Here is a 25,733-nt window from a genome sequence, read left to right as displayed (position 1 = left end):
TGGGGAGATAGAGTTGATGAGGGGCATCGTCCTCGCCGGGGGCAGCGGCACGCGCCTCTATCCAGCTACCTTTGCGATCTCGAAACAAATTCTGCCGGTTTATGATAAACCGATGATCTATTATCCCTTGTCGGTGCTGATGCTGGCGAATATTCGGGATATCTTGATCATTTCTACGCCACGCGATCTGCCGATCTTCGAATTGCTGCTCGGTGACGGCTCGGCGTTTGGTATCAACCTCAGCTACGCGGTGCAGCCGCAGCCCAACGGGCTTGCCGAGGCGTTCATCATCGGCGAGAAATTCGTCGACGGCGACGCATCGGCGCTCATTCTGGGCGACAACATCTATTTCGGTGACCAGATCGGCGCCAAGTGTCAGGCGGCGGCGCAGGTCGCCGAAAACGGCGGCGCTAATGTCTTCGCCTATCATGTCGACGATCCCGAACGCTATGGCGTGGTGACGTTCGATCCAGCGACCGGGCAGGCGACATCGATTGCCGAAAAGCCCAAGAACCCGCAGTCGAACTGGGCAATCACCGGCCTGTATTTCTACGACAGCGATGTTTGCGAGATCGCCAAGTCGATCAAGCCGTCGGCGCGTGGCGAGCTCGAGATCACCGATGTCAACCAGCGCTATCTCGACCAGGGGCAGTTGCACATCACGCGGCTCGGGCGCGGCTATGCGTGGCTCGACACCGGCACGCACGACAGCCTGCATGACGCCGGCTCGTTCGTGCGCACGCTTGAGCACCGCACCGGCGTGAAGGTCGCATGCCTCGAAGAAGTCGCCTATGAACTCGGCTGGCTCGATGCCGATGCTGTGCTGGCGCGTGCGGCGGCGCTCGGCAAGACGCATTATGCCGATTACCTGCGTCGGCGCGTCGGGCAGTCCTCATGACGACTTTTTCGCGGCTGGCGCTCGCGGAGGTGATCGAAATCACCCCGCCGCGTTATGGCGATGCCCGCGGATCGTTCAGCGAAGTGTTCAAGCGGCCGCTGTTCGAGGCGAACGGCGTCGCCGGTGACTGGCTGCAGGAGAATCAGAGCCATTCGGCGAACGCCGGGACGATTCGCGGCCTGCATTTTCAGGCTCCGCCGGCGGCGCAGGCCAAGCTGGTGCGCGTCCTGCGCGGCGTCGTGTTCGATGTGGTTGTCGATATCCGGTTGGGGTCGCCGACCTATGGCCAATGGGTCGGCTGCGAATTGTCATCGGAAAAGGGCAACCAGCTGTTCATCCCGGCAGGTTTTGCCCATGCGTTCCAGACGCTGGTCGACGATGTCGATGTCGCCTACCGCGTCGATGCGCTCTACGCTCCCCAATGCGAAGGCGCGATCCGCTGGGACGATCCCGATATCGGTATCGCATGGCGACCGATCGCAGGCGATCCGATCCTGTCGGCAAAGGATGCCGTCGCGCCGTATCTGAGCACGTTCCAATCCCCCTTTCGGTATGAAGGCCAGTGATGCAGACAATTTTCGTAACCGGCGGTGCAGGTTTCATCGGCTCGGCCGTGGTGCGGCATCTGGTGCGCCAGGGCCGGCGCGTGATCAATTTCGACAAGCTGACCTACGCCGGCAACCCTGCGTCGCTGAAGACGATCGAGAATCTCGGCAATTACCGCTTCGTGCAAGGCGACATCATCGACGCCGAGCATGTGTTGCGCGTGCTGCGTGAAGAGCGCGTCGATGGCATCATGCACTTGGCCGCCGAGAGCCATGTCGACCGTTCGATCGACGGCCCCGGCGCGTTTGTGGAAACCAATGTCGTCGGCACTTTCCGTATGTTGCAGGCGGCGCTCGACTACTGGCGCGGGCTGGAAGGCGAGGCGAAAGCCGCCTTCCGCTTCCACCATATCTCGACCGACGAAGTGTTCGGCGACCTGCCGTTCGACAGTGGCGTCTTCACCGAAGAAACGCCCTACGATCCGTCGTCGCCCTATTCGGCGTCGAAGGCCGCGTCTGACCATTTCGTGCGCGCGTGGCGGCACACTTATGGCCTGCCGGTGGTGCTGTCGAATTGTTCGAACAATTACGGGCCTTATCATTTCCCCGAAAAGCTGATCCCGCTCGTCATTCTCAACGCGCTCGAGGGCAAACCGCTGCCGGTCTATGGCAAGGGGGAGAATATCCGCGACTGGCTGTACGTCGACGATCATGCCCGCGCACTCGAGCTGGTGCTGACCAAGGGCGTGCCGGGCGAGAGCTATAATGTCGGCGGGCGCGAGGAACGGACCAACCTGCAGGTGGTCGAGGCGATCTGCGATGCGCTCGACGCACGCGTGCCGCTCGCCGATGGCAAGGCGCGGCGCGAGCTGATTACCTTCGTGACCGACCGCCCGGGCCATGATCGCCGCTACGCGATCGACCCCAGCAAGATCGAGCGCGAGCTTGGCTGGAAGGCGCAGCACAGCTTCACCTCGGGCCTCGGCGCGACGATCGACTGGTATCTCGACAACGAATGGTGGTGGGGGCCAATCCGATCGGGCAAGTATCAGGGCGAACGGCTGGGCGCCTCGGTCTGATGCATATATTGGTCACCGGGCGGCAGGGTCAGGTAGCGCAAAGCATCGGCGAACGCATCGCCGGGCATCGCCTGACCTTCGTCGGTCGGCCCGAATTCGATCTCGCTGCCCCGGACTCGATCGAGCGCGTCGTCGCCGAAGTCGCGCCTGACGTCGTGCTAAGCGTGGCAGCCTATACCGCCGTTGATCGTGCCGAGGACGAGCCCGATGCCGCGATGGCGATCAACGGGACTGCGCCGGGCGTGCTGGCCCGCGCCGCGAAACGCGCCGGTGCGGCGATGGTCCATCTGTCGACCGACTATGTGTTCGACGGTGCGCTCGACCGTCCTTATGTCGAAACCGATGCGGTCGGGCCAACCGGCGCCTATGGACGGTCGAAGCTTGCGGGCGAACAGGCGATCGCCGGGTCGGGGGCCGATTGCGCGATTGTTCGCACGGCATGGGTTTACAGCCCGTTCGGCCAGAATTTCGTCAAGACCATGTTGCGGCTCGGCGCCGATCGCGACGAGCTCCGCGTCGTCGCCGATCAGATCGGTTGCCCGACCTCGGCGCTCGACATCGCCGATGCGTTGGGTGCGATGCTTGATTGGCGCGCGGCCCACCCCGACCAATCTTGGGGCGGCCTCTATCACCTCGCCGGCAGCGGCGAGGCGTCGTGGGCTGAGCTGGCGCGCGCGAGCTTTGCGGCAAGCGCCGAACTGGGCGGCCCGACAGCGCGAGTCGTTGACATCGCGACCGAGGATTGGCCCACCAAAGCGAATCGGCCGAAAAACTCGCGGCTCAATTGCTTCAAGTTCGAAGAGAAATTCGGCTACCGCGCGCCAATTTGGCAAGGGTCGGTAAAAGGCGTAGTGTCAAGACTGGTTAATTCCCAAGCGGCCTGAGGCCGTTTCGGGCGCCGTGGGGTGGATCGGTCATAAGGTGCGTCGGACGGGGACAGTGGGCGCGCATTCGCGCTTGCAGATTGTCAGCGTCGATGCAAAAGAGCAGGCGGAATGCTGCACAGCAGCATGGTTGCCTGCGGGGGACGTGGGGAGAAGGTAGCGGCAAGCGGCAGGGCGATGCAGCCAGTCGATCGAAGCAAATGACGGTCGAAACTTACGCCATAAATCACAGTGCTCGGGCGAGGCGGTGCTCGCCGGTTTGAACAAGCTTTCGCGAATTAGGCCAAGTTGTTGGCGCAATCGTCGGTCCGAAACGATCGGATGTGGAGATTAACCATGCTGGTAAAATCAATCGCGACCCCCGAGGATAGCGAGACGCCCGCAAAGGAATCGATCGGGTTCGGGGCGCATTTCGATCGCAACCGCGTGCAGCTGTCGATCGGTATCCTGTTCGCGCTGCTGATTCCGACCGGCGTCCGCTACATCCTGACCGGCCTTGAACCGCTGACGGTTGCGACCGAGCAGAACAGCTTTCTCGGGTCGTTCGCGGCGCTGATCCTCGGTTATCTGGTGCAGCGTCGTCTGGCGGCGTTTCCGGGCATCTCGTCGGTTGGGCACGTCATTCCGTCGTTCGCAGCATCTTTTGCCATGATCGTGCTGTGGTTCTTCTGTCTGCGGCTCGATTACAGCCGCTTGCCGTTCGCGATCAATTTCATCGCGACCGCAGCGACGTTCACCGTCATCACCGCGCTTGCACACAGGTCGCGGCTGTATCGCTTTGCGGTGATCCCCGGGGGCGAGGCCGGCATGATTATGTCGCTGCCGAACGTCGAGTGGATCAAGCTCGAACAGCCGATGACGCCGTCGACAAAATGGGACGGACTGGTCGCCGATCTGCGCAGCGACCTCGATGACGGCTGGAACCGCATGATCGCCGACAGCGCGATGTGCGGCGTGCCGGTCTATGATGTGAAGCAGGCGGTCGAGCAATTGTCCGGCCGCAGCGAAATCGAGCATCTTTCGGAAAACACGCTTGGCTCGCTCAACCCGAACCGGACTTATTTCAAGATCAAGCGCGTGATCGATTGGGTCGGCGCGGTTGCCGCCGTGATCGTGCTGGCGCCGCTGTTTCTGGTGGTTGCCATCGCGATCAAGCTCGACAGCGAGGGGCCGGTCTTCTTCCGTCAGCGCCGGGTCGGTTTCCGTGGCCGTGTGTTCCGCGTGTTCAAGTTCCGCACGATGATCCACCAGCCCGAGCAGAGCCAGTGCCCGGAGGGCAAGGTCGACATGGCCGCCCGCCAGCAGGCGATCACGCAGGTGAAGGATAAGCGCATCACCCGGGTCGGCGGCTTCCTGCGCCGCACGCGCATCGACGAGCTGCCGCAGGTGCTCAACATTCTGGCTGGCGAAATGAGCTGGATCGGCCCGCGCCCCGAAGCCTGGCAGCTGGCGCTGTGGTATGAAGCCGAACTCGCTTTCTATCATTATCGCCACATCGTCCTGCCCGGCATCACTGGTTGGGCGCAGGTGCGGCAGGGGCACGTCGCCGACGTCAACGAAGTCCGCGACAAGCTCTATTACGACTTTTTCTACGTGAAGAATTTCTCCTTCTGGCTCGACGTGCTCATCGTGCTGCTCACGGCCCGGATCGTCGTCACGGGCAAGGGCGCGAAGTGACACTGCTGCCTAGCGGGGCTCCGGCTTTGCCGCTATGCGCTCGTCGCACGTCGTAATCAGGTCCCGGAGAAACGTGTCAGTGGCGTATGTTGATGAGACGGCGATTGTCCGGTCCGAAGCGATTGGATCGGGCACGCGAATCTGGCAGTTTGTCATCGTCCTGCCCGGTGCGAAGATCGGCGCCGACTGTAATATTTGCTCGCACTGTTTCATCGAGAATGACGTTGTGGTCGGGGACCGTGTGACGATCAAATCGGGTGTCCAATTATGGGACGGTCTGGAAGTGGGCGATGATGTGTTCATCGGCCCCAATGCGACGTTCACCAATGATCGGCATCCGCGCTCGGGCAATCGCACCTTTGATCTGCAGCGGACCGTGCTGGAGCCCGGCTGCAGCATCGGCGCGGGCGCCGTTATTCTGGCCGGCGTGCGGATCGGCGCTGGCGCGCTGGTCGGTGCAGGCGCGGTCGTGACGCGAGACGTCGCCCCCGGCGTGACGGTGGTCGGCAACCCCGCGAGGCCGACGTGACGCCGCTGCTCGACCGCTGCAAGATCGTGGATCTGCCCCGGATTACCGATCCGCGCGGCAACCTGACCTTCATCGAAAGCGGCGGCCATGTGCCGTTCGACATCCGTCGTGTCTATTATCTGTACGATGTGCCGGGCGGGGCCGAACGCGGCGGCCATGCGCACAAGGAGCTCAACCAGCTCATCATTGCGATGTCGGGCAGCTTCGACGTGATCCTGAACGACGCCACCGAAACGCGCCAGTTCCATCTCAACCGGTCGTACCAAGGGCTGTTGATCTGCCCAATGATCTGGCGTGAACTCAACAACTTCTCGTCAGGGTCGGTGTGTATGGTGCTGGCGTCGCATCACTATACCGAAGACGATTACTATCGCGACTATGACGATTATGTCGCCGACAGGGGCAAGCAGCAATGAATGTGCCGTTTCTCGATCTTGCCGCAGCGACGGCCGAACTCCACGACGAAATCCACGCTGCGGTCGCGCGGGTCGTGGACTCGGGCTATTATATCGGCGGCCCTGAAGTCGAAGCGTTCGAAGCAGCCTATGCGCAATATTGCGGCGCGCGGCACTGCATTGGTGTTGCCAACGGCCTGGATGCGCTGAAGCTGATCCTGCTCGCGCATGGCATCGGCCCCGGTGACGAAGTGATCGTGCCCTCGAACACCTTTATCGCCACCAATCTCGCCGTCAGCCAGGTCGGTGCAGTGCCGGTGCCGGTCGAGCCGATTGTGTCGAGTTACAATATCGACCCCGCGCTGATCGAAGCACAGATCACCGATCGCACGCGCGCGCTGATGCCGGTCCACCTTTATGGCCGCCCGGCCGATCTCGATCCGATCTACGCCATCGCGGCACGCCACGGACTCGCGGTGATCGAAGACGCCGCACAGGCGCACGGCGCGCGCTATCACGGGCGCCGGATCGGCGCGCAGGGCACGGCGGCGTGGAGCTTCTATCCGGGCAAGAACCTCGGTGCACTTGGCGATGGCGGCGCGGTGACGACCGACGACGATGCGTTGGCGCAGCGGCTGCGGATGCTGCGCAACTATGGGTCGAACCGCAAATATGTTCACGAGATCGTCGGCTATAACAGTCGGCTCGACCCGATTCAGGCGGCCGTTCTCGCTGTGAAGCTTGGCCATCTCGACGCGTGGAATGCGCGGCGCAGCGAATTGGCCGATTTTTACCTCAATGCGCTGGCCGGGTCCGAATTGGTGCTGCCGCATGGCGAAACGGGCATCGAAAGCGCGTGGCACCTGTTCGTCGTGCGTCATCCGCAGCGCGACCGGATGATGCAAGCGCTGGCCGAGCGCGGCGTGCATTGCCTGATCCATTATCCGATCCCGCCGCACGAGCAGGGAGCCTATGCGGGCACGCCAATGGCCGAAATGCCGCTGCCTATCGCCAGCGAGATGGCGCGCGACGTGTTCAGCCTGCCGTTCGGTCCGCATGTCTCGCGCGCGCAGGCCGACTATGTCGTTGCGACCATAAGCGACGTGCTGCGGGTCGCGGAAGCCGCCTGACCAATGGCGTCGATCGGTCATCAGCGCGAGATCGCCCGGATCGATCCGATGCCGGCGGCGATGGCTATCCCGGTCGGCGTGCCGCAGCGGGCGAAACTGCTCGGCCCTACTCTCGTTGCCTTGCTGATCTGCAGCGCATCGATTTCGCGCTTTCCGGGCATCGATGATTATGCGTTCGTCAAGGTTGGCATCACGATTGCCGAGTTCGGCGTGCTGTTCGCGATGTACCAGTTGCGCGACCGCAGCGTCGCGATCGGCCGCTGGTTCGCGTTCGGGGTGGCCTTTGTCATCCTGCGGTTCTTCTACGGATGGCTGATCGCCAATCTGCAATATGGCGTCGGGATCGGCGAATCCTTCCAGGAGGGACGCTTCGGGATCATGATCATGATCGCGCCGATCGGTTACGCCTTTTATCGACGGGCCGACATACGGATGCTCAATCGTATGATCCTGGCCTATCTGGCAGCGGTCATACTCTGCGACATGGTCGTGTACCTGCTATTCGTCACCAGCGGCCAGTTGCTGCTCGCACAGCGCAGCGGCGACCGTTACGTGCTGTCGGTACTGGCACCGTTGACGTTCATCTGGATCAAGATGGTCATCAACAACCGCAACGGCAAAGCGCCTGATTTTTCCGATGCCGGTGCTTTTCTGCTGATTTTGCTACACATCTTCCTGTTTACGACGAGCCGGATCGAAGCGATTTTCTCGAGCGCAGTGCTGTCGCAATGGCTGTACATCCGCTATCCGACGTTGCGGGCGGTCATCATCGGCGGCGCGATCGCCAGCCTTGTCGGGCTTTTGTATTTCCAGAACCTTCGCGGCGGCGAGGTGGCAGGCCGCGATTATTATCTGGCTTTTTATTACATCCGTGCAGCCTTTCCGTTTGGCGCGGGGCTGATTTCACAGTCGATCCAGAATTCGCAGCTATCGACCGATTCGACATTCCTCGTGTCTGACTATGGGCTGCTCGTGCTGGTCTATCACTATGGACTTGTCGGGCTGATCATGGCGCTGGGTTTGCTGAGTTTTTGGGCCAGTTTCTTGGTCAAAACGGTCGCAATTCCAGGGAATTTCTTTTTTGCTGCTGCGGTTCTGTTTTATCTGGGGATCGTGCCTATTCTTGATTACGGCAGCATGAACGGTGGGCTGGTGCTCGGCGCGATGGCTGCTGTCGCAGGTGTGGTGGGCACCGCGCGAGCCGTAGCACCAGTGTCCGCCGCCGTCGTTCGCAACTAGGGGGTCGCGATGCGCCTGAATTTCCTCGGCCTCGACGGCTGCCTCGCGCTGCGCTCGGGGTATCTTGTCACTGTCAATATGCAGCATCTGTACGAATGTCGGCGAGTGCCCGAGCTACGCGACTGCATCTTTGCCTCGCGGCATGCGCATCTGTGTGTTGACGGCCATGGCGCGCACAAGCTGCTCGCGTCGCGTGCCGAGGGTCCGGTCGAGCTGGTGGCGGGCAATCGCATGCTCGATGCCTGGCTCGCGGCGGGGGCAGGCAAGCGGCTGCTCGTGATCGGATCGGATGCCGAGACGATGGCGATCATTCGTCGCAAATTTCCGGCACTGGAAATCGTGCAGGATGATCGCCGCATCCCGCCGCTCGATATTGCCGGGGGCGCCGCGGTTGCTGCGACGCTGGTCGAGGCACATGGCCGTCAGTGGGACGGTATCGCGATCGCGTTGGGCGTGCCGAAACAGGAATTTCTGGCCCGCGGGCTGGCCGAACTGATCAGCGATGCGCCGATCTTCTGCATCGGTGGCAGTTTCGAAATGATCGCCGACCGGCTGCCGCGCTCGCCGCAATGGCTGCAGCGGCTGGGGCTTGAAGGCGTCTGGCGGCTGGCGCTGGAGCCCAACGGCAAGCGCGTCGAGCGGCTGGTGCTGAGCTACGCCAATTTCTTTGACCTGCTGCTGCGCCCGTCGCGGCTGGAAGCGCTGTTGGGGACCGGGCGATGACCGTACCAGTAACCTCGGCCACCCCACTCGTCAGCATCGTCGTCGTGACGTATCGCCACGCCGATTATGTCGACGAGACGCTCGCGAGCTGCGTGCTGCAGGCGCAGGATTATCCTAACCTCGAAATCATCGTCGCCGATGACGGCTCGCCCGATGATACACAAGACCGCATCCGGGGCTGGCAGGCACGATATCCGGCATTGATCAAGCCGGTGCTCGCGCCCGAAAACCGGGGTCTGGCGGCGAATTTCACTGCTGCCAAGAATGCCGCAACCGGCGAGTATATCGCCTGGCTCGGCGGTGACGATGTCATGCTGGCGGGCAAGATTGCCGCGCAAGTGCCGGTACTGAACGCTCATCCCGAAGCGTCGGGATGCTTCCACGATGCCGAAGTGTTCGAATGGCCATCGGGCAAGGTGCTGGGCGCCTTTTCAACCCTTTATGGGGGTAAGGCTTTTTCGGTCGATGCCGTCGATGCCGTGAAGATGCTCGATCCGCGCTATCAGATGCTGCCATCGACGCTCTTGGTGCGGCGCGCGGCGATGCCGGAGGCGTTCGATGCGCGGCTGCGCTTCCACAACGACTATCTGTTCGACTTCGAAACGATCGCGCGCGGTGGTCCCTATGTGCGGATGGCGGGCAGCTATGTTCGCTATCGCAAGCATGAAGGCAGCATCGGGCGGAGTGAAACCACCCAGCGGCTGATGCTCGAGGAAAATCTGATGGTGATGGCGATCCTGCTGGCGCGCTATCCCAGATATGCCAAGGCGATCCGGCGGCGTGAACTTTATTATCTGACGGTCGAGGCCCTGAAGGCACGGCAGCGGGGCGACCGGGCACGGTCGGCCGAACTGCGGCAACTCGTCGCCGCCAAGGGCGCCCGGCTTCGCGCGACCGGCATGGCGATGCTTGCGGCGCCGCTTGCGACGCTTGCCGATCCCAAGAATCGCGCGCTGGCGCTCAAAGTCAGGTCGATGTTCGGATGATGCCGCCCTGTCCGATCTGCGGCGCGCCCGGCGCCGTTCTCGAAGCCCAAGTCGAGGATTATTTCTTCGGCTCGCCCGGCGCCTGGGACTATGCCGCCTGCACCAATCCGACTTGCGGGACAGCCTATCCGGTGCCGCGTCCCGACGACGCGACGCTGAGCGCAGCCTATGGGCATTATTATACCCATGACGATCAGGGCGGGTCGGGCGGTTCCGCTGTGAGGCGGCTCAGTGCGCTCGCGCTTGGCTTGCGAGCGCCGCGGCGAACGGCGGCACCAGGGCTGCCGCTGCTCGGCTGGGTAGCTGAGACGGCGGGATGGGAAGATGGCTTGTTGTCTGCAAAGCCCAATGGAACCGCGGTCGATATCGGTGCAGGCGATGGCGCGCGGCTTGATCTGCTGCGTGAGCGCGGCTGGGGGCAGGCGATCGGTGTCGAGCTCGACCCGGTCGCGGTGGCGCGCGGGCAAGCCGCGGGGCGAAATTTGGTGGAAGGGCCCGCCGAAGTGCTGCCGCTCGCCGACAATTCGGCTGATGCCGCGATCATGCACCATGTTATCGAGCATGTCGGCGATCCGCGCCGTGCGCTTGCGGAGGCTGGGCGCGTGCTTCGCGCAGGCGGCGAGCTGGTGATCCTGACACCGAACATTGCGAGTGCGATGCGTGTCAAATGGGGCAAGCATTGGCGTGGCTTCGAGGCGCCACGCCACCTCCAGATCTTCACCGTCGCTGCCCTAGCCGATCTGGTCCACGCGGCAGGCTTCGACATTGTCGTCGCGCGCAGTTCGGCGCGCAGTGCAGCGTGGATGGACATGGTCAGCGCGGGCGCGGCGGGTCGGCCGCTGCCGCCGCAATCGCTGGTCGCCAAGCTGATGCGGACCGAGGCCGCCTTCCGACGCCAGCAGCGCGAGATTGCACGCGGTAACGAGATTGGCGACGAGATCATCCTGATTGGCCGCAAGCGAGCGGGCGGCGCCGCGCAATGACCGTCACCGTGCAGGGCAACCAGCTGGTACTGGTGACCTATTATCTGAAGAGTTACGCCGAAGTCGACGCGCTGGTGGCGCAATTCGAAGCGGCGATCGGGCTTCGCTACGCGCATGTTCTGATCGTCGACAATGGAGGGGCGATCGCCGATGCGTCGCCCGTCGAAGGGCGGATGCGCTGCGTGCGCGGTTCCAACCGTTTTTATGAGTTTTCAGGCTGGCTCGAAGGTCTGGAAGCGCTCGGCCCGCAGGGGGGCGGCATCGTGACGCTGCTCAACGACAGCTTCGGCCGCAACTGGAACATCACGCGGGCATCGGCGCCGATTCTGGCGGCCATGATCGCCGATGCGAAGGCGGGACGCATCGCGGGCTTTCTCGACAATTTCTTCCCGTTCTCGCGACCTTATTTCTCGCGCCGCCCGAACAGCCGACTGGTGCTGCTCCCACCGGACCAGCTTGGCGTGTTCGCCCAGTCGCTCGCGGCCGCAATCGCGTTGTGTGAGCGGCGCATTGCCGGTGGCGAGCCGCTGTTCGATGCCGAGACGCAAGCCCGGCTCGACCGGTGGAAGAATTCGCAGCCCGGCCGCTGGAGCGAAGCCGCGCTGGTAACCCGCGACAAGCGCATTTTCGTCGAGCACCATCTGTTCGATGCAGTGCCTGCCGAGCTTCTGTCGATGCGTCCGCGGCATGTCATCGGCAGCCTGGCCTATGCGGTTGCGAAGCGGTTCTACAAGGAAGCGCGATGAAGGCGCTATTCTGGCTGATCCTGTCGGGCGGCCTGTGGTTGGTGCTGGTGCAGCTTGCAGGCAGACTGGGGCTGCCGCCGCAGTTCATCTCGCTGGCACGCAGCGGCTATATCGGCACCTTTTCGATCTTCATGCTGCTCGAATTGCGCCGCGGCGAGATTTCGACCGGCGGGCAGTTTCGGCCCAAGGCGCTTTACCTCTATCTGACGCCGCTTTTGTCGCTGGTCGTGCTCGCGCTCTATTCGCCCGATCTGAAGCTGACGCCGTATCTGGTTGCGTTGATGATCGTTTTTTATGCGTGCCAGCTGATGATGTTGGTGGTTCGCAGCGAACGCGGCCAGATTCGCTCGGCGATCTGGGATTTGCTCGGGCCAGTGCTTCTGCTGCTGCTGGCGCTTCATCCGATCGGTCTGGTAGTGGCGGGGATCGGCGTTGCCGGTTTCACGGTGCTGCTGCTGCGCCGCCCTGCCGAGCCGGGTGACGCGCGTGTAGAAATCGACACCGTTGTCCTGCAATTGCCGTCGATCTGTATTGCGCCGGTGGTGCTGATTGCGCTGCGCGACGTCTTCGATGCGCGCGAGTTGGTCGATCGCGCGCACGTGGAAACCTTCGGCCTGATCGTTAACGGCGTGGGCGCGGCGCTGTGGACGGCAACGGTGATGCGGCAGTCGAAAGCATTGCGCCAATGGTCGCTGGTACTGTGGGGCGCGAGCGCGATCGGCGCCGTGCTGGTCGCAATCCTTGGCGTCGGCCTGATCGGCTCGGCGCTGGCGATCATCGTCGCCGAGGGTTTTCGCGGCGCGCTGTGGCTCGGCGTGACGCATCTGTTGTCGCGGATGCAGCGGTGGCAGGGCTTTACCTTCAATCTGATCGCGACCGCCTTGCCGCTGGTTGCGCTGTGGGTTGGGACTGAATTCATGCCGCAGCGCCTGCTGCTGCTGCTTTACGCTGCGTTCGTATTGCCGGTGCCGCTCTATGCCTGGTTCAACCGCAAGGCGACGGTGAACAATCTGGCGCCCGCCTAAGCGCGCGGCGTTCCCCCCAGCGGCAGGCGGCGGACGACACCATTCCGATCCTTCAGGTGCAGCACCGCGCCGCCATCGACGATTTCGATCGCATAGTCGCCCGGCTGCAGCATCTGCGCCGGATCGCCGATGCGGCCGCCGCTCAGGATCGTGCCGCCGTCCAGCCCGAATGCCGCCATCGGTCGACCGCCGCTCGACAGCGTCAGAAAATCCGCCCCGCGCCGCGACTCGATCATCGCATCGGCTGAGCGCGTGCCCGCCAGCCAGCGCGTGCGCACGCTGTGGACGCCGGGGATGCCATTGGCCGCGCCGCCGATGACCGTGAAGGCAGCCGCGCTTTCCGGCGCCATCGTGACGATCGAATCGTCGAGCAGGATCGATCCCGGCCCGGTCCCGTGATTGCTGACCGCGATGTGCAGACGGCCTTTGGGAGGTGGACCCGGCGTCGAATAATCGCGGATCGACCCCGCGCTGTCGTCCATCAGCAGATAATCGGTCTTGTTGTCGGGCCCGATAACGCGCGGGCCGATCACCGAAAGATCGCGGCAGCGGCGAAAATGAAAGGGCCGTCCGCGGCCTTCGCTGCCGCAGCCGATGAATTGCAGCGAATAAACGGCGGGCGTGCCATTCCGGTCGCCTTCGACGAAGAAGTTGGTGATCCCGCTTTCCTGCGCCGCGCAATTGATCAAACTCGAATAGCCGAGCTGGCTCAGATGAAATCCGAACCGCGTTGCACCCTCTGCCCAGCAGTTGCGAAAGCTGGTCGATGTGCCCGAATCGCCGGGCTTTTCGGCGAAGGTTTCGAAGCCGATCCCGCATTTGATCGCGTGGATGTTTTCGAACACCGCCCAAATCGGCAGGCCCGCCGACAAACCCACCGCGCCGCCGATCAGCCGCAGCCGCGTTGCGCGGGCGCCACCGCCATAGGTGCGCAGGCATGATTTGCCCGATCGGGTGGCATCAATCGTCAAATTGGTTGCCCAGCCGCCGCCATAGGTGTTGCGTGTGATGCCGTCGCGATCGAGCATCGCATCGAGCATGAAGTCGCCCGGCTGACCGGGGCCGGCCGCGCGCAGGATGGTGCCGTTGGTGCTTTCGCCTTCGAACACCGTGTCGCGGATGCCAACGCGGTCGATGTAGTAAGTGCCGTTGGGCACGAACACCGTGCCGCCGATCGCCGCACCCGGCATCGCATCGCCGTTGGCAGCAGCCACCGCGCGTTGGAAACAGGCGGTCAGATCGTCGCGCGCCCGCCCGGCGCGGATCGCGCGGTGCAGGTTGGCCGGGATGAAATCGAGCACCGATACGCGGCCGCTGGCGGGGCCCGCGCCGGGATCGCGCGGCGTGATCACGCTGGCGTTGCCTTTGATCGAGGCACTGCCGAGTGCCAGCGGTGCGCCCAGGATCGTGGCAATGGTGCGCCTGCGCCCGATATCGAAAATGCTCATGGCCCTGTGCCGGTCCCTATTCACAATCGTCGCCACCTCGGTAAAGCGAAACGCAATGCCGATGCTGCGGACCGCGGCGCTATAGGAGGTTCTGGACAGCGTGGCGATGGACAGGAGCAGGGGACGCGGTCGCCGCTGGACGGATTGGCTGCCATTCGGTTTGATTGTGATGCTGTTGCTGGCGGCGGCAATCGGGGGTGGTGCTGCCTTTGCGGACGCGCCGCTGGTGGTGATCGTGCGAGTGGCCGCCTTGATCGTGATTGCCGTGGCGCTGGTGCTGATGCCGGGCGCGCTGTGGCGTCGTCCGACGGTGCCGATACTGTTGTTCGCTGCGCTTGCGGCGCTGATCGCGCTGCAACTGATGCCCCTGCCGCCCGCGATCTGGACCGGTCTGCCGGGACGCAGCCTGATTGCTGCAGTGGCGACGCAGGTCGGTTTCGCGCAGCCATGGCGGCCGCTGACACTTACCCCCATGGCGACCTGGAACAGCCTGATCGCCTGTATGGTGCCGCTTGCTGCCGCGATCGCGACAGTTTGGCTGGGCCCGCGTCGGCAATTGCCGCTGCTGGTGGCGCTGATCGCGCTTGGTCTGGGCAGCGCGATGCTCGGCATGTTGCAGTTCGTCGATGCGTCGGGCGGCCGCTTTTATTTGTACCAGCCGGCAGATCCGGGCTCGGCGGTCGGGCTATTTTCGAACCGCAACCACCAGGCCGCCGTACTGGTCTGCCTGCTGCCGCTGTTCGCCGCGCTGGCCGCCGAGCTGGAGGCGTGGCGCGCAGACCTGGGCTGGCTGGCGTCGATTGGCGCGACGATTCTCGGATTGGCGGTGGTGCCGCTGCTGCTGGTAACCGGATCGCGGTCTGGACTGTTGCTGCTGCCCCTCGGCGGGGTGCTTGCCGTGGCCGTCGGCTGGCCGGTGCTGCGGCGACGGCTCCGCGTGCGCGCGGCGCAGATGGTGGTCGCAGCAGGCGCCGTCATCGGCGCGGCGCTGACCGCCTGGTTCGTCCATCTCAACCGGGCGCAGTCGCTTGCGCGGCTGTTCGCGACCGATGTCCAGGCCGAACAGCGTGTCGAGCTGGTCGCGCCGCTTTGGCAGATGGCAATGTCCTATTTCCCGTTCGGCAGCGGCTTTGGCTCTTTCGCGGCCGTCTATCGGATCATTGAGCCCGATTCGCAGCTCAACCGGACGTGGCTCAATCACGCCCATAATGACGCGCTCGAGTTGTTGAGCGACGGCGGCCTTGTCGCGGTGCTGCTGGCGGGCGCGGCGCTGATCTGGTGGGGAATGCGTGCCGTTGCGCTGTGGCGCCAGCCGGCAACGGCCGAAGGCGTGACGCTGGGGCGGGCAGGGACCGCGGTGTCGCTGATCATCCTGCTTGCGAGCCTTAGCGACTATCCATTGCGGACCCCGTTGGTGGCGCTGATTTTCGCGATTGTCACCTGCTGGATCGCTGTGCCATCATCTCGCCAGAGCGTGCCGCGCCAGGAATAAAATTGAGGGTTTGCCTGTTGCGGCGAATCCCCTAAGGACGTGCGTCAGCCCGTTGCTCGACGACGCTTGCAATGAACCAAAGGCGATTGGCGTTCAAAAATTATGGCTTTTGCAAAGACTTACACGCGGCTGCGCGCGACCTTTGGTGACGGGCCCGGACTCGGCGAGATGACTGCAAAGTCGCTTGCCACGCTGGTGTTCGCAGCCGCATTGCTTTTGGCGATGGCGCTGTTGAGCGGCTGCGGCGGCCCGACGACCTTCGGTGCCGACCCGGGCGTGAAGGTCGCACGATCGGCGGTGCTCCCCGAACCGACGGTTCAGGACCTGTCGTCGGCCCAGCGGCCCTATCTGATCGGGCCTTTCGACAAGCTGCAAATTTCGGTGTTCGGCATTCAGGACCTCAATCTGAAGATCCAGACCGATGCCAGCGGCCGCATTTCCTTCCCGCTTGCCGGCGAAATCGAGGCGGCAGGCAAGACGCCGATCGAATTGGCGCGGATTATCGAAGGCAAGCTGCGTGACCGTTATGTGCGCGATCCGCAGGTAACCGTGAACCTGGAAGAAACGATCAGCCAGCAATTCGCCATCGAAGGCGAAGTGCGCGAGCCCGGCCTTTATCCGCTGGTGGGCCGGATGACGCTGTTGCGCGCGGTGGCGACGGCCAAGGGCACGGGAGAATTCGCCAAGCTGAGCGATGTGGTGATCTTTCGCACGGTCGGCGGCCAGCGCTACGCCGGTATCTATGATCTCAATTCGGTCCGTCGGGGCAATTATGCCGATCCCGACATCTTTCCCGGCGACGTGATCGTCGTGGGCGATTCAAAGTCGCGGCGCATCTTCAAGGATGTCCTGCAAGCTGCTCCGGCACTTTTGACGCCGATCATTGTCCTGCTGCGGTAAACAACGGATAGGTTTTTCGATTATGCTGCAACGGGTTCCAGACGGGTCAATGTCGCTGGCGACGATCCCGCCGACGATCGTCGCGCGCCCCGGCGCCGAAGTGGTGACGCTGCCGGTGCTGGTGCGCTGGTGGTTGATCATTCGTCGCCGCAAGTTCGTCATTCTGCCGATCTTGCTGGGGGCGCTGGCGCTCGGCGCGATCGTCACGCTGACGATGGAGCCAAAATATGATGCAACTGCTCGCATCGAAATCTCCAAGTCCAAGCAGAATGTGGCGGAGGTCGATAACCGCCCGCAGCAATCCGATCGACTGACCGACCTTACCTATTACCAGACGCAATATGCGTTGCTGCGTGCCCGCAGCATTGCCGAGCGGGTCGCGCGTTCGCAGAACCTGGCCGAGGATCCGGCCTTTGTGGCGGCATTCAAGATCGGCGGGGCCAACGCGACCAACGCCCCGACCCCGGTCGATCGTGCGGCGCGCTTCGATCAGGTCGTCAGCAGCTTGCTCGGCGGAATCACGATTGCGCCGGTGCGCGATTCAAGCCTGGTCGATGTCCGTTTCCGCTCGCCCAATCCGGCGCTGTCGGCGCGCATCGCCAATGCCTGGGTCGGTCAATATACGCAGGCAGCGCTTGATCGCCAGTTTGCGACGGCCGCCGATTCGCGCACCTTCCTCGAAACCCGGCTCGACCAGTTGCGCCGCAAGCTCGAACAGTCCGAGCGTGACCTCGTCAATTACACGACGCAGGCCAATATCGTGACGCTCAGTTCCACGATCGATGCACAAGGCCGAACCTCTTCGGTGCGCACGCTGATCGCCGAAAGGCTTGAAGCAGCCACCCGCGCCCTGTCTGAGGCAACCGCCTATCGCGTTGAAATGCAGAGCAAGACGATCGGCGGTGGCGCCGATGTCGGCAGCACGCAGAACAGCCCGGTGATCGCGGCGCTCCGCCAGCGCCGCGCCGAGGTCGCCGCCGATTATGCCAAGATGCTCGCGCAGTTCGAACCCGGCTATCCGCCCGCCAAGGCACTGGCGCAGCAGCTCAAGTCGCTCGATGCCGATATTGCGGCCGAACGCGCGCGCGGGTCGCAGGGTACGTCGCGCGACTATGCGCAGGCGGTTGCCCGCGAAGCCGAACTGCGCGGAATCGTCAACAGCTTGCAGGCGGAAGTGAACAACCAGCGCCGCAGCAACATCCAGGCGAACATCTACCAGCGCGAAGTCGATACCAACCGCGAACTCTATGACGCGTTGCTCCAGCGCTACAAGCAGATCGGCGTCGCCGGCGTCGGCACCAACAATGTCGCGGTGATCGACGAAGCTCGCACGCCGCGGGCGCCTTCCAGCCCCAATCTCGCGCTCAACATTCTGGTCGCTGTCTTCCTCGGCGCCATTGTGGCAGGCGTGGTTACCTTTGCGCTTGAACAAGTCGACGAAGGGGTGGCCGAGCCGTCGGATCTGATCAACCTGCTCGATATCCCGATGCTGGGGGCCATCCCGCTCTTGCGCGACGAAGATCCGCTGGGGTCGATGGACGACAACAAGTCGATCATGTCGGAGGCCTATTTCGCGGTTGTTACCAGCCTGCGCTTCTCGACCGATCACGGCGTGCCGCGATCGCTGATGGTCACCTCGACCCGCGCGCGCGAAGGCAAGACGACGTCTTCGCTGGGGCTGGCACGCATGGTCGGGCGGACCGGCAAGCGCGTGGCGCTGGTCGACGTCGATATGCGCTCGCCATCGCTGCACGGTGTGTTCGATTTGCCGAACAAGATCGGGACGAGCAATTTCCTGTCGGGTCAGGCCGGCGTGAAGGATATGATCCGCCCGACCCATTGGGAGAATGTTTCGCTGATTTCGAGCGGCCCGCAGCCGCCGAATGCGGCCGAACTGCTCAGCAACGGCCGCATCAAGACGATGATCGACGAGCTGCTCGAGCTTTATGACCATGTTATCCTCGACATGCCGCCGGTGCTCGGCCTTGCCGACGCGCCACTGCTGTCGAGCTCGGTCGAAGCGGTGGTGTTCGTGGTCAGCGCGGGCGGGCCTTCGGGGCGCAAGATCCGCGCGGCGGTCGATCGCTTGCGGCAGGCGCATGCCAATGTCGTCGGCACCATGTTCACAATGTACCGCAGCGAATCGGCGTCTTACGGCTATGGCTATGACTTCGAATATGGTCAGGGGAAGCTGACCGGGCGCGATCAGCCCGCGATCGATAGCCCCGGGCTGAGCGGACGGTGACGCTGCCGGTCGCGCTGTCGCTGCGCATCGTCGGGCTGATTGCGACGGTGCTGCTGGTGGTGCCGACCATTTTGGTCTCGACGAGCTACGCCGTTACCGCGACCGTCCCGCAGACCGCCGTCGCGATCTGGCCCGCCAATGGCGAAGCATTGTCGCGCGCTGCCCAGGCCAAGCTGCTCGAGGATGAGATCGACGGCGTGCGCGAGATGGCGACGCGTGCGCTGGTCTACGAACCGGTGACGCCGCAGGCGATCCGCACCATTTCGCTGGTCGGTGAAATCGAAGGGTCGCCGCCGGCGCGCATGGCCGCGTTGATCGACTTGTCCGAGCGTTTCTCGCGCCGTGACCTGCTGACCAATTTGCGGCTGATCGAGCGGCGCGTAGCCCAGGGCGATGTGCGCGGCGCGCTCGTCTATTACGATCGCGCGCTGCGGACCGATGGTGCATCCGAAAAGCTGCTGTTCCCGACGCTCGTGAGTGCTGCAAACGAGCCGCCGATCGCTGCCGCATTGTCGGACCTGCTGGTCAAGTATCCGTCATGGCAGACGGGCTTCCTGCAATATGCATTCGCGTCGTCAAAGGCGGACAAGGCACTGGTGCCCATCGCCATCCGCTTGTCGCGCCAGCCGCAGGGGCTGCGCGAGGATCTGAAGCGTTACTATATCCAGCGCCTTGCCGACGTCGGTAAGTGGCCCGAAGCTTTCACGCTTTATCGCGCGTGGTCACCGTCCCCTGCAGCCGTCGGCGCGTCGCTCGCGGCGGTAGGGGCCTATCCGCCGCTCGACTGGAAACTCGCGTCGCGCTTTGAGGCTTCGGCAACGCCGACGGCGCAGGGCGGGTTCACCATCGATGCGCGCTCGGGCCAAGCGCGCGTTGCCGAGCGGATCTTGAACCTTTCGCCGGGCAATTATGCCTTCGCGATCAACAGCCAGTTCGACAATGCCGAACGGGCAATCCCGGTGACGGTTTCGCTTGGTTGCCAGGGGAGCGACGCCGCACCTTTGCTGAAGCGGCCAGTGGGTGCGGGCGAGGCACCGCAATCGCCCTTCACGGTCCCGGCGAACGGCTGCACTGCGCAGAGTCTGGCATTCGATTTGGGCGAGGGTGACGTCGGCACCGATGTGCCGATGCGCTTGACGGTGACGCGCCTCGCCATCACCAAGAACTGATCGCAAGGGGGACGATCGGCAGCCGGTCATCATGATGAGCGGATTGGCCTTTCGTCGCAGGCGGACAACCGGGGGCTTATGAAATATCGCAAGGACATTGATGGCCTGCGCGCGCTTGCCGTGCTGCCCGTGCTGTTCTTTCACGCGCACTTGCCGGGATTTTCCGGCGGCTATGTCGGTGTGGACGTTTTCTTCGTCATTTCGGGCTATCTGATTACATCGATCCTCGTGCGCGAAGTCGATGAGCGCGCCTTTTCGCTGGTCCGCTTCTACGAGCGCCGCATCCGCCGCATTTTCCCCGCGCTGTTCGCGATGATTGCGGTCTGCTTCGTTGCCGCAACGATTCTGATGATGCCGCGCGATCTCAGCGATTTCGCGAAGAGCGCGATCGCGGCAACGCTGTCGGCGTCGAACATGTTGTTCTGGTGGCAATCGGGCTATTTCGACGGTGCTGCGGCAGCCAAACCCTTGCTCCACACCTGGTCGCTGGCGGTCGAAGAGCAATTCTATATCCTGTTCCCGCCGCTGTTGTGGGCAATCGCGCGCTGGCGGCGCGACCGGCTGAACAGCGTGCTGATTGCCCTTGCGCTGCTGTCCTTCGCATCGGCTGTATTCTGTTCCTACTACTTCCCCACCACCGGCTTTTATTGGGCGCCGATGCGCGCATGGGAGTTGATGATCGGCGGGCTGATCGCGACGGGCGCTGTGCCGCCGCTAAGATCCCGGCGCGCTGCCGATATCCTGTCCGTGCTCGGGCCGGTAATGATTGCGATTTCGGTCGTTTTCTACACCGACCAGACGCCATTTCCGGGCATTACTGCGCTGCTGCCGACGCTGGGGGCCGGGCTGTCGATCTACGCCAACATGACCGAGCGCGCGATCGGCGGGCGCGTGCTGGCGGCCGCGCCGCTGGTCGGCGTTGGGCTTATCTCTTATTCGCTTTACCTCTGGCATTGGCCTGCGCTGGTCTTCTTCGAATATTACACGATCGACAAATTGACGCAGGCACAGGCGCTTGCGGCGCTCTTGATCGCTTTTGTGCTGGCCTATCTGTCATGGCGTTTCATCGAGCAGCCGTTCCGCAGCAAGACCCTGCTTGCGCGGCCAGCGACGCTGTTCGGCGGCGCGGGAGTGATCGTTTCGGCAGCCGTTGCCGCCAGCGCCGTCCTGATCGTTTCGCACGGCTTGCCGCAGCGCCTGTCGCCGGTGGTTCAGCGCAGTCTGCTGGCCGAGAATTCGCATGGTTCGGGGATGGTCGATTGCTCCGGGCGGATTGATCGCGAGCTATCGGCTGCGGCGCCTTGCTTCATCGGTGACCGGGCGCGTCCGACGGGGATGTTGTGGGGTGATTCGCACGGCGACGCATTGACGGGCGCCGTCCGGCAGATCGCTGCCGATTCGGGGGCCGGTTTCTATTACGCCGTCGATGCCAGCTGCCCGCCGCTGCTCGGTATCGGCACCGATCGCAAATGCATCGCGATGAACGATCGCAAATTTGCGTTTCTGAAAAGCCATCCCGAAATTACCCGGGTCATCGTCGCGGCGCGCTGGAGCGTTTACACAAAGGGCCGGGCAGTGGATTTCGGTCCGGCGGAGAGCAATGAGCAGCTGCCGTCGCTGATGACGCGCGAGGGGCAATGGCTCCCGCGCTTCAGCCCGGAAGCCGAGCAGGCTCTTGCGGCGGCGATTACCCGGACGATCACGGCGCTGAAGGCGACCGGCAAGCAGATCGTGATCGTCTATCCGATCCCGGAGACGGGCTATAACATCCCGACCACGCTCGCGCGGATCATTGCCAAGGGCGGCGATCCGGCAAGCTTCACCCGGCCTGTCGGCTATTATGACCAACGCCACCGGGCCGTGATAAGTGTGCTCGATGCGCTACCCTATGGCGGGAATCTGCACCGGGTGCTGCCGCGAGAACTGTTCTGCCCCGATGGCAAGTGCATCGTTTATGCCGACGGGGTGCCACTCTATTATGACGACGACCATCTGAGCCTGGAGGGTGCCCGACGGCTAGCGCCGGCGATCGAGCGAGCGTTCGGCGAGAGCTCCGCGACTGTGAAGGTCGGCGATCGGTAGCGGTGGAGGCGCTGTCCCATTGGCAATCGACTGCCTTCGCGCCGTACATTTCGTTACAAATCGAATCGTGTGACCGTGCTCCGATCGGCACTGACGGCCTGATCGTTTCGACACGACAGGGGTTGAGTCGACATGGCGGGGGACGTTCGTGCTCCGGCCAACGCGAGTGATGTGGCGCCTCGCATCGTCACCGCTTGTGCTGCCGAACCCAATCCGCAACGCACAAAAAAAATGGCGGCCGAAGCCGCCATTTTCTCTAGTTCTGAACCGATATCAGCGGCTGGTAGCCGTGTTGCTGCCGGTCGTGCCAGCAACGATACCACCAATCGCACCGCCAACGGCGATCACGACAATCGCGATAACGCCGGTCTGGCCGATCTTGCTCTTCTTGCTGACGGTCGACGCAACGCGAAGCGACTTGGCTGCCGGCGCGAGCGACAGGCTCGACGCAGGATTGCTTGCAGCTGCCAGAGCAGGCGAAACTGCCATCGAGGCAGCAGCCACGGTGAGAAGGATTTTTGCGACGCTCATTGGTAGCTCCCTTTTTAAGCCGCGGACCCTTTGCCACGAGAAAATGATATTTGCAACTGCTTTCAAAACGCGGACGCAGCGCAAAAGTTCATGTGCTGCAAGAGCGAAACAGTCACCTCGCCCTCGCTGACGGCGCCTTAGCCAACGGATTGCAAAAAAGCATTAAAAAAATTCGCCTGCGACAATTTAGCATTGTGACAATTCTGTTGCATCTGCGAGCAGTGGCCACCAGCGATCGCCTTCGAAGCCGAGAGCCGTCAGCTTCCCAGTAACATAGGCGCCCGTATCTATCCCGATCCGGTTGGGCCGCACCTCGACCTCCGAAGTGATCGTGTGACCATGGACGACGATCTTTTCATGACGTGCCGACGAGCCGAGAAACGGCTCGCGGATCCAGCGGAGATCGGCAGGCTTTTGGTCCGCCAGCGTACGGTCCGGCCGGATCCCGGCATGGACGAAGACGTAATCGCCGATCTCGACCATGTCATGGAACTGCATCAGGAACTGCCGATGCGCAGGCGGAACGATATCGAGCACGACCGCCATCAATGCTTCGTAATCCAGCCGGTCATAATCGGCGACAGACAGGCCATAGCTGAGAATCGTCTCGCGCCCGCCGATCCGGCAGAAAAATTTGAGCGCGGCCAGGTCGCCGCCCAGCACTTTCAGAAACACCTCTTCATGGTTCCCCATCAGGAACCGCGTCTGCGGCGCCACTCGCGCTATCGTCATGGCGCGGTCGATGACGCCCGCCGAATCGGGACCACGATCAATCAGGTCACCAAGGAAGATCAAGCGGGGCTCGAGCGGGGGACGCTCGGCATCGTCGGCATCGATTCGCTCGAGCAGGGCATCGAGCAGGTCCAGCCGCCCATGAATGTCGCCGATCACATACAGCCGCATGGCGTCGGGGATCGACGCTGCGCGCGCTTCCGGACGAATCACCTTACGCAGCTTTTTGAACATGCTTCAGACTTGGACCACACAAACGGAAGCGTTCGCCGCTACTAGCTTGAAACGCGAATGACCAGAGCGGGCACCGTCTGTAAAGGGCGGCATGGTCGCCCGAATCGCCATCGCCCTGCTGCTTGTTGTTGAAAGCGTGCCCGTTGCCCGCGCGGCGCTGCCTGAGACCAACGGCTTCATGCTGTTGCGCGGTGCCGACCTTCGCCTAGCCGCGATCGGGGAGCGGCTGGCGATTGCCAATGTGGCGCTCTGTCCCGATCGCCAGCCGCGGCTCGGCATCGTGTTGCACGCGCTGGAGCAATATCGCCCGGCGGTCCGCGCGGCGGCGCGCCAGGCCTTTGGCTTCGGCACGCCGATCGCGATCGAAGCCGTGGTGCCCGGCAGCGCCGCCGATCAGGCAGGCATTGTCGCCGACGATGGCCTGATCGCGATCGGCGACGCTTCGCTGCCACAGGCCTTTGTGCCGGACAGCGCGCCCGCCAGCACGCTCGCGCGCGATGCGATCGATCAACGTCTGGCAAGCCTGCCGCCTGAGCGCGAGGTCCGGCTGCAGCTCTTGCGGGCGGGCGCGCGTCGTGATGTGGCGGTCATGCCGCAACCGGGGTGCCGGGTGCGTTTCGAAGTCCATGATCTCGACGAGGCCGCCGCTGGCGACGCGACGGTGCAGATCGGCGCGCCTTATCTCGATCGGTTTGACGATGCATCGCTGGCTGTGATTGTCGCGCATGAACTGTCGCATGTCATCCTGCGCCACCGCGCGCGGCTGGAGGCGGCGGGCGTGCACTACGGGGCATTTTCCGAGCTCGGCAAAAGCGGTCGCCTGCACCGCCAGGCTGAATCGGAAGCCGATCGGTTGAGCGTCTATCTGCTTTATAACGCGGGCTATGATCCGGCAGGGGCAGGGCGATTCTGGCGCGGACCGGGCAAGGCGATTGATGGTGGCATTTTTCGCAACCGAGCCTATCCCGCACGCCGGGAGCGCGCGGCCGCCCTTGACGCGGAAGCCGCCAATATTCCGGCGGGTGCCAAAGCCCCCTTCATTCCGCCGCTGGTTGCGCTTGCCGATCAACCGATGCGGTAATAGCCGCGGAACCAGTCGGCGAACCGGACCAATCCCTCGCCGATCGACACCTTCGGCGCATAGCCCGTCAGCGCGTGCAGCCGCGTGACATCGGCAAAGGTCGCGGTAACGTCGCCGGGGGGCTTGGGCTTCATGACCATCGTCGCCTTGACGCCGAGCGCGGCCTCCAGCGATTGCACCATCGTCAGCACGGTTTCGGGGCGGCAGTTGCCGATGTTGAGCACGCGGTGGGCATGGCGTGCGGGCGGGTTATCGAGCGCGCCGAGAATGCCGGCAACGATGTCGTCGATGTAGGTGAAATCGCGCGCCAGCTTGCCTTCGCCGAAAATTTCGATCGGCTCGCCCGCGAGCATTTTCTGCGTGAAGAAGAAATAGGCCATGTCGGGGCGACCCCAAGGGCCATAGACAGTGAAGAAGCGCAGTCCGGTCTGCGGAAAGCCGAACATCGTGTAGCTCTGGCTCATCAGCTCGCAGGCGCGCTTCGTGGCTGCATAGAGCGACACCGGCGTCTCGGCCGGATCGTCCTCACGAAAGCCCTGCCCGTCGAGCGGGCGATCGCCATAGACCGAGCTCGACGACGCATAGACGAGGTGTGCGACATCGGCCGCGCGACAGGCTTCGAGCACCGCCAGATGGCCGGCGAGGTTCGACCGTTCATAAGCGAGCGGGTTCTGGAGGCTGTAGCGGACCCCCGCCTGGGCGGCGAGGTGGATGACGCGATCGATACCCCGCGATGCGACGATCCCGGCGACCGCGCCCGCGTCGGCGATATCGATCGCCTCAAACGCGAAGCCGGTGCGGGCAGAGAGCGTCGCGAGGCGATCGCGCTTGAGCCGGACGTCGTAATAATCGTTGAGATTGTCGATCCCGATCACTGTTTCGCCGCGATCGAGCAGCGCATGGCTGACGGCATGGCCGATGAATCCTGCAGCGCCGGTGACGAGAATTGGCATGAAGCTGTCCTGACCGATTCGGCGATT

The 25,733-nt window shown here is 63.4% G+C and carries 24 protein-coding genes; 20 read left to right on the top strand and 4 right to left on the bottom strand.

Annotation, left to right across the window (positions count from 1 at the left end):
- Positions 1-16 precede the first annotated feature (16 nt).
- From rfbA to AX672_RS01480, 14 genes are all read left to right on the top strand, one after another.
- Positions 17-898, top strand: coding sequence for a glucose-1-phosphate thymidylyltransferase RfbA (rfbA, locus tag AX672_RS01545; RefSeq protein WP_066647173.1), 882 nt, complete (start codon positions 17-19; stop codon positions 896-898).
- Positions 895-1,464: a dTDP-4-dehydrorhamnose 3,5-epimerase gene (gene rfbC, locus AX672_RS01540; RefSeq protein WP_066647171.1), complete on the top strand. Its 570-nt coding sequence runs from the start codon at positions 895-897 to the stop codon at positions 1,462-1,464. Before rfbA ends, rfbC begins: the two co-directional genes overlap by 4 nt.
- Positions 1,464-2,522 carry a dTDP-glucose 4,6-dehydratase gene (gene rfbB, locus AX672_RS01535; protein ID WP_066647169.1) on the top strand — a complete coding sequence of 353 codons (1,059 nt, stop codon included), beginning with the start codon at positions 1,464-1,466 and terminating at the stop codon, positions 2,520-2,522. The genes rfbC and rfbB overlap by 1 nt, the downstream gene beginning before the upstream one ends.
- Entirely contained in the window at positions 2,522-3,406 is an 885-nt protein-coding gene (gene rfbD / locus AX672_RS01530; protein ID WP_066647167.1) for a dTDP-4-dehydrorhamnose reductase, read from the top strand. Before rfbB ends, rfbD begins: the two co-directional genes overlap by 1 nt.
- Positions 3,407-3,742: 336 nt before the next feature.
- Positions 3,743-5,083 carry a sugar transferase gene (locus AX672_RS01525; protein WP_066647164.1) on the top strand — a complete coding sequence of 447 codons (1,341 nt, stop codon included), beginning with the start codon at positions 3,743-3,745 and terminating at the stop codon, positions 5,081-5,083.
- A gap of 79 nt (positions 5,084-5,162) precedes the next feature.
- The gene (locus AX672_RS19160; RefSeq protein WP_066647161.1) at positions 5,163-5,612 is read left to right on the top strand and encodes an acyltransferase; all 450 of its coding nucleotides are present in this window, start codon (positions 5,163-5,165) and stop codon (positions 5,610-5,612) included.
- On the top strand, positions 5,609-6,028 hold the full coding sequence (locus tag AX672_RS01515) for a sugar 3,4-ketoisomerase (protein WP_066647159.1): 420 nt from the start codon (positions 5,609-5,611) through the stop codon (positions 6,026-6,028). Before AX672_RS19160 ends, AX672_RS01515 begins: the two co-directional genes overlap by 4 nt.
- Positions 6,025-7,137 carry a DegT/DnrJ/EryC1/StrS family aminotransferase gene (locus AX672_RS01510; protein WP_066647156.1) on the top strand — a complete coding sequence of 371 codons (1,113 nt, stop codon included), beginning with the start codon at positions 6,025-6,027 and terminating at the stop codon, positions 7,135-7,137. The genes AX672_RS01515 and AX672_RS01510 overlap by 4 nt, the downstream gene beginning before the upstream one ends.
- Before the next feature lie 3 nt (positions 7,138-7,140).
- Entirely contained in the window at positions 7,141-8,376 is a 1,236-nt protein-coding gene (locus AX672_RS01505; protein ID WP_066647152.1) for a hypothetical protein, read from the top strand.
- Positions 8,377-8,385: 9 nt separating this feature from the next.
- Positions 8,386-9,099, top strand: a complete 714-nt coding sequence (locus AX672_RS01500) for a WecB/TagA/CpsF family glycosyltransferase (protein WP_066647148.1) — start codon at positions 8,386-8,388, stop codon at positions 9,097-9,099.
- Positions 9,096-10,085 (top strand): glycosyltransferase family 2 protein, encoded by a 990-nt coding sequence (locus AX672_RS01495; protein WP_066647147.1) that lies wholly within the window; start codon positions 9,096-9,098, stop codon positions 10,083-10,085. The genes AX672_RS01500 and AX672_RS01495 overlap by 4 nt, the downstream gene beginning before the upstream one ends.
- Positions 10,082-11,068: a class I SAM-dependent methyltransferase gene (locus AX672_RS01490; RefSeq protein ID WP_066647141.1), complete on the top strand. Its 987-nt coding sequence runs from the start codon at positions 10,082-10,084 to the stop codon at positions 11,066-11,068. The genes AX672_RS01495 and AX672_RS01490 overlap by 4 nt, the downstream gene beginning before the upstream one ends.
- The gene (locus tag AX672_RS01485) at positions 11,065-11,814 is read left to right on the top strand and encodes a hypothetical protein (RefSeq protein ID WP_066647136.1); all 750 of its coding nucleotides are present in this window, start codon (positions 11,065-11,067) and stop codon (positions 11,812-11,814) included. Before AX672_RS01490 ends, AX672_RS01485 begins: the two co-directional genes overlap by 4 nt.
- Entirely contained in the window at positions 11,811-12,839 is a 1,029-nt protein-coding gene (locus AX672_RS01480) for a hypothetical protein (protein ID WP_066647134.1), read from the top strand. Before AX672_RS01485 ends, AX672_RS01480 begins: the two co-directional genes overlap by 4 nt.
- Here AX672_RS01480 and AX672_RS01475 read toward each other — a convergent pair.
- Positions 12,836-14,287 carry a hypothetical protein gene (locus tag AX672_RS01475; protein ID WP_066647132.1) on the bottom strand — a complete coding sequence of 484 codons (1,452 nt, stop codon included), beginning with the start codon at positions 14,285-14,287 and terminating at the stop codon, positions 12,836-12,838. The genes AX672_RS01480 and AX672_RS01475 overlap by 4 nt on opposite strands.
- 106 nt (positions 14,288-14,393) lie before the next feature.
- Between AX672_RS01475 and AX672_RS01470 the strand changes: the two genes are divergently transcribed.
- The 5 genes from AX672_RS01470 (at position 14,394) to AX672_RS01450 (ending at position 22,175) form a co-directional block, all read left to right on the top strand.
- Entirely contained in the window at positions 14,394-15,779 is a 1,386-nt protein-coding gene (locus AX672_RS01470; protein ID WP_082730316.1) for an O-antigen ligase family protein, read from the top strand.
- Positions 15,780-15,881: 102 nt separating this feature from the next.
- Positions 15,882-16,679: a polysaccharide biosynthesis/export family protein gene (locus tag AX672_RS01465; RefSeq protein WP_231731113.1), complete on the top strand. Its 798-nt coding sequence runs from the start codon at positions 15,882-15,884 to the stop codon at positions 16,677-16,679.
- A gap of 49 nt (positions 16,680-16,728) precedes the next feature.
- Positions 16,729-18,924, top strand: coding sequence for a GumC family protein (locus AX672_RS01460; RefSeq protein ID WP_066647128.1), 2,196 nt, complete (start codon positions 16,729-16,731; stop codon positions 18,922-18,924).
- On the top strand, positions 18,921-20,093 hold the full coding sequence (locus AX672_RS01455) for a hypothetical protein (protein ID WP_066647125.1): 1,173 nt from the start codon (positions 18,921-18,923) through the stop codon (positions 20,091-20,093). Before AX672_RS01460 ends, AX672_RS01455 begins: the two co-directional genes overlap by 4 nt.
- A 78-nt stretch (positions 20,094-20,171) precedes the next feature.
- A complete protein-coding gene (locus tag AX672_RS01450; protein WP_066647122.1) occupies positions 20,172-22,175 on the top strand; it encodes an acyltransferase family protein in 2,004 nt (667 codons plus the stop codon).
- Positions 22,176-22,448: 273 nt separating this feature from the next.
- Here AX672_RS01450 and AX672_RS01445 read toward each other — a convergent pair whose 3' ends face one another.
- Positions 22,449-22,706, bottom strand: coding sequence for a hypothetical protein (locus tag AX672_RS01445; RefSeq protein WP_202189204.1), 258 nt, complete (start codon positions 22,704-22,706; stop codon positions 22,449-22,451).
- Between the two features lie 186 nt (positions 22,707-22,892).
- The gene (locus AX672_RS01440) at positions 22,893-23,672 is read right to left on the bottom strand and encodes a metallophosphoesterase family protein (protein ID WP_066647120.1); all 780 of its coding nucleotides are present in this window, start codon (positions 23,670-23,672) and stop codon (positions 22,893-22,895) included.
- 91 nt (positions 23,673-23,763) lie between these two features.
- Between AX672_RS01440 and AX672_RS01435 the strand changes: the two genes are divergently transcribed.
- The gene (locus tag AX672_RS01435; RefSeq protein WP_066647117.1) at positions 23,764-24,753 is read left to right on the top strand and encodes a hypothetical protein; all 990 of its coding nucleotides are present in this window, start codon (positions 23,764-23,766) and stop codon (positions 24,751-24,753) included.
- On the opposite strand, the gene AX672_RS01430 is transcribed toward AX672_RS01435, so the two are convergent.
- Entirely contained in the window at positions 24,738-25,706 is a 969-nt protein-coding gene (locus AX672_RS01430) for an NAD-dependent epimerase/dehydratase family protein (protein WP_066647116.1), read from the bottom strand. The genes AX672_RS01435 and AX672_RS01430 overlap by 16 nt on opposite strands.
- Between the last annotated feature and the right edge of the window lie 27 nt (positions 25,707-25,733).

Source organism: Sphingomonas sp. CCH10-B3, assembly GCF_001556185.1.
GTDB classification, from domain to species: domain Bacteria; phylum Pseudomonadota; class Alphaproteobacteria; order Sphingomonadales; family Sphingomonadaceae; genus Sphingomonas; species Sphingomonas aquatica.
Note: the sequence above shows the minus strand (reverse complement) of the source record. Positions and strands in the feature narration are given on the sequence as shown.

Bases quoted from the DNA above. Each gene is read 5' to 3' on its own strand.
- rfbA (WP_066647173.1), top strand. From the start codon at position 17: ATGAGGGGCATCGTCCTCGCCGGGGGCAGCGGCACGCGCCTCTATCCA.
- rfbC (WP_066647171.1), top strand. From the start codon at position 895: ATGACGACTTTTTCGCGGCTGGCGCTCGCGGAGGTGATCGAAATCACC.
- rfbB (WP_066647169.1), top strand. From the start codon at position 1,464: ATGCAGACAATTTTCGTAACCGGCGGTGCAGGTTTCATCGGCTCGGCC.
- rfbD (WP_066647167.1), top strand. From the start codon at position 2,522: ATGCATATATTGGTCACCGGGCGGCAGGGTCAGGTAGCGCAAAGCATC.
- AX672_RS01525 (WP_066647164.1), top strand. From the start codon at position 3,743: ATGCTGGTAAAATCAATCGCGACCCCCGAGGATAGCGAGACGCCCGCA.
- AX672_RS01510 (WP_066647156.1), top strand. From the start codon at position 6,025: ATGAATGTGCCGTTTCTCGATCTTGCCGCAGCGACGGCCGAACTCCAC.
- AX672_RS01505 (WP_066647152.1), top strand. From the start codon at position 7,141: ATGGCGTCGATCGGTCATCAGCGCGAGATCGCCCGGATCGATCCGATG.
- AX672_RS01500 (WP_066647148.1), top strand. From the start codon at position 8,386: ATGCGCCTGAATTTCCTCGGCCTCGACGGCTGCCTCGCGCTGCGCTCG.
- AX672_RS01495 (WP_066647147.1), top strand. From the start codon at position 9,096: ATGACCGTACCAGTAACCTCGGCCACCCCACTCGTCAGCATCGTCGTC.
- AX672_RS01490 (WP_066647141.1), top strand. From the start codon at position 10,082: ATGATGCCGCCCTGTCCGATCTGCGGCGCGCCCGGCGCCGTTCTCGAA.
- AX672_RS01485 (WP_066647136.1), top strand. From the start codon at position 11,065: ATGACCGTCACCGTGCAGGGCAACCAGCTGGTACTGGTGACCTATTAT.
- AX672_RS01480 (WP_066647134.1), top strand. From the start codon at position 11,811: ATGAAGGCGCTATTCTGGCTGATCCTGTCGGGCGGCCTGTGGTTGGTG.
- AX672_RS01475 (WP_066647132.1), bottom strand. From the start codon at position 14,287: ATGAGCATTTTCGATATCGGGCGCAGGCGCACCATTGCCACGATCCTG.
- AX672_RS01470 (WP_082730316.1), top strand. From the start codon at position 14,394: ATGGACAGGAGCAGGGGACGCGGTCGCCGCTGGACGGATTGGCTGCCA.
- AX672_RS01465 (WP_231731113.1), top strand. From the start codon at position 15,882: ATGGCTTTTGCAAAGACTTACACGCGGCTGCGCGCGACCTTTGGTGAC.
- AX672_RS01460 (WP_066647128.1), top strand. From the start codon at position 16,729: ATGTCGCTGGCGACGATCCCGCCGACGATCGTCGCGCGCCCCGGCGCC.
- AX672_RS01450 (WP_066647122.1), top strand. From the start codon at position 20,172: ATGAAATATCGCAAGGACATTGATGGCCTGCGCGCGCTTGCCGTGCTG.
- AX672_RS01445 (WP_202189204.1), bottom strand. From the start codon at position 22,706: ATGAGCGTCGCAAAAATCCTTCTCACCGTGGCTGCTGCCTCGATGGCA.
- AX672_RS01440 (WP_066647120.1), bottom strand. From the start codon at position 23,672: ATGTTCAAAAAGCTGCGTAAGGTGATTCGTCCGGAAGCGCGCGCAGCG.
- AX672_RS01435 (WP_066647117.1), top strand. From the start codon at position 23,764: ATGGTCGCCCGAATCGCCATCGCCCTGCTGCTTGTTGTTGAAAGCGTG.
- AX672_RS01430 (WP_066647116.1), bottom strand. From the start codon at position 25,706: ATGCCAATTCTCGTCACCGGCGCTGCAGGATTCATCGGCCATGCCGTC.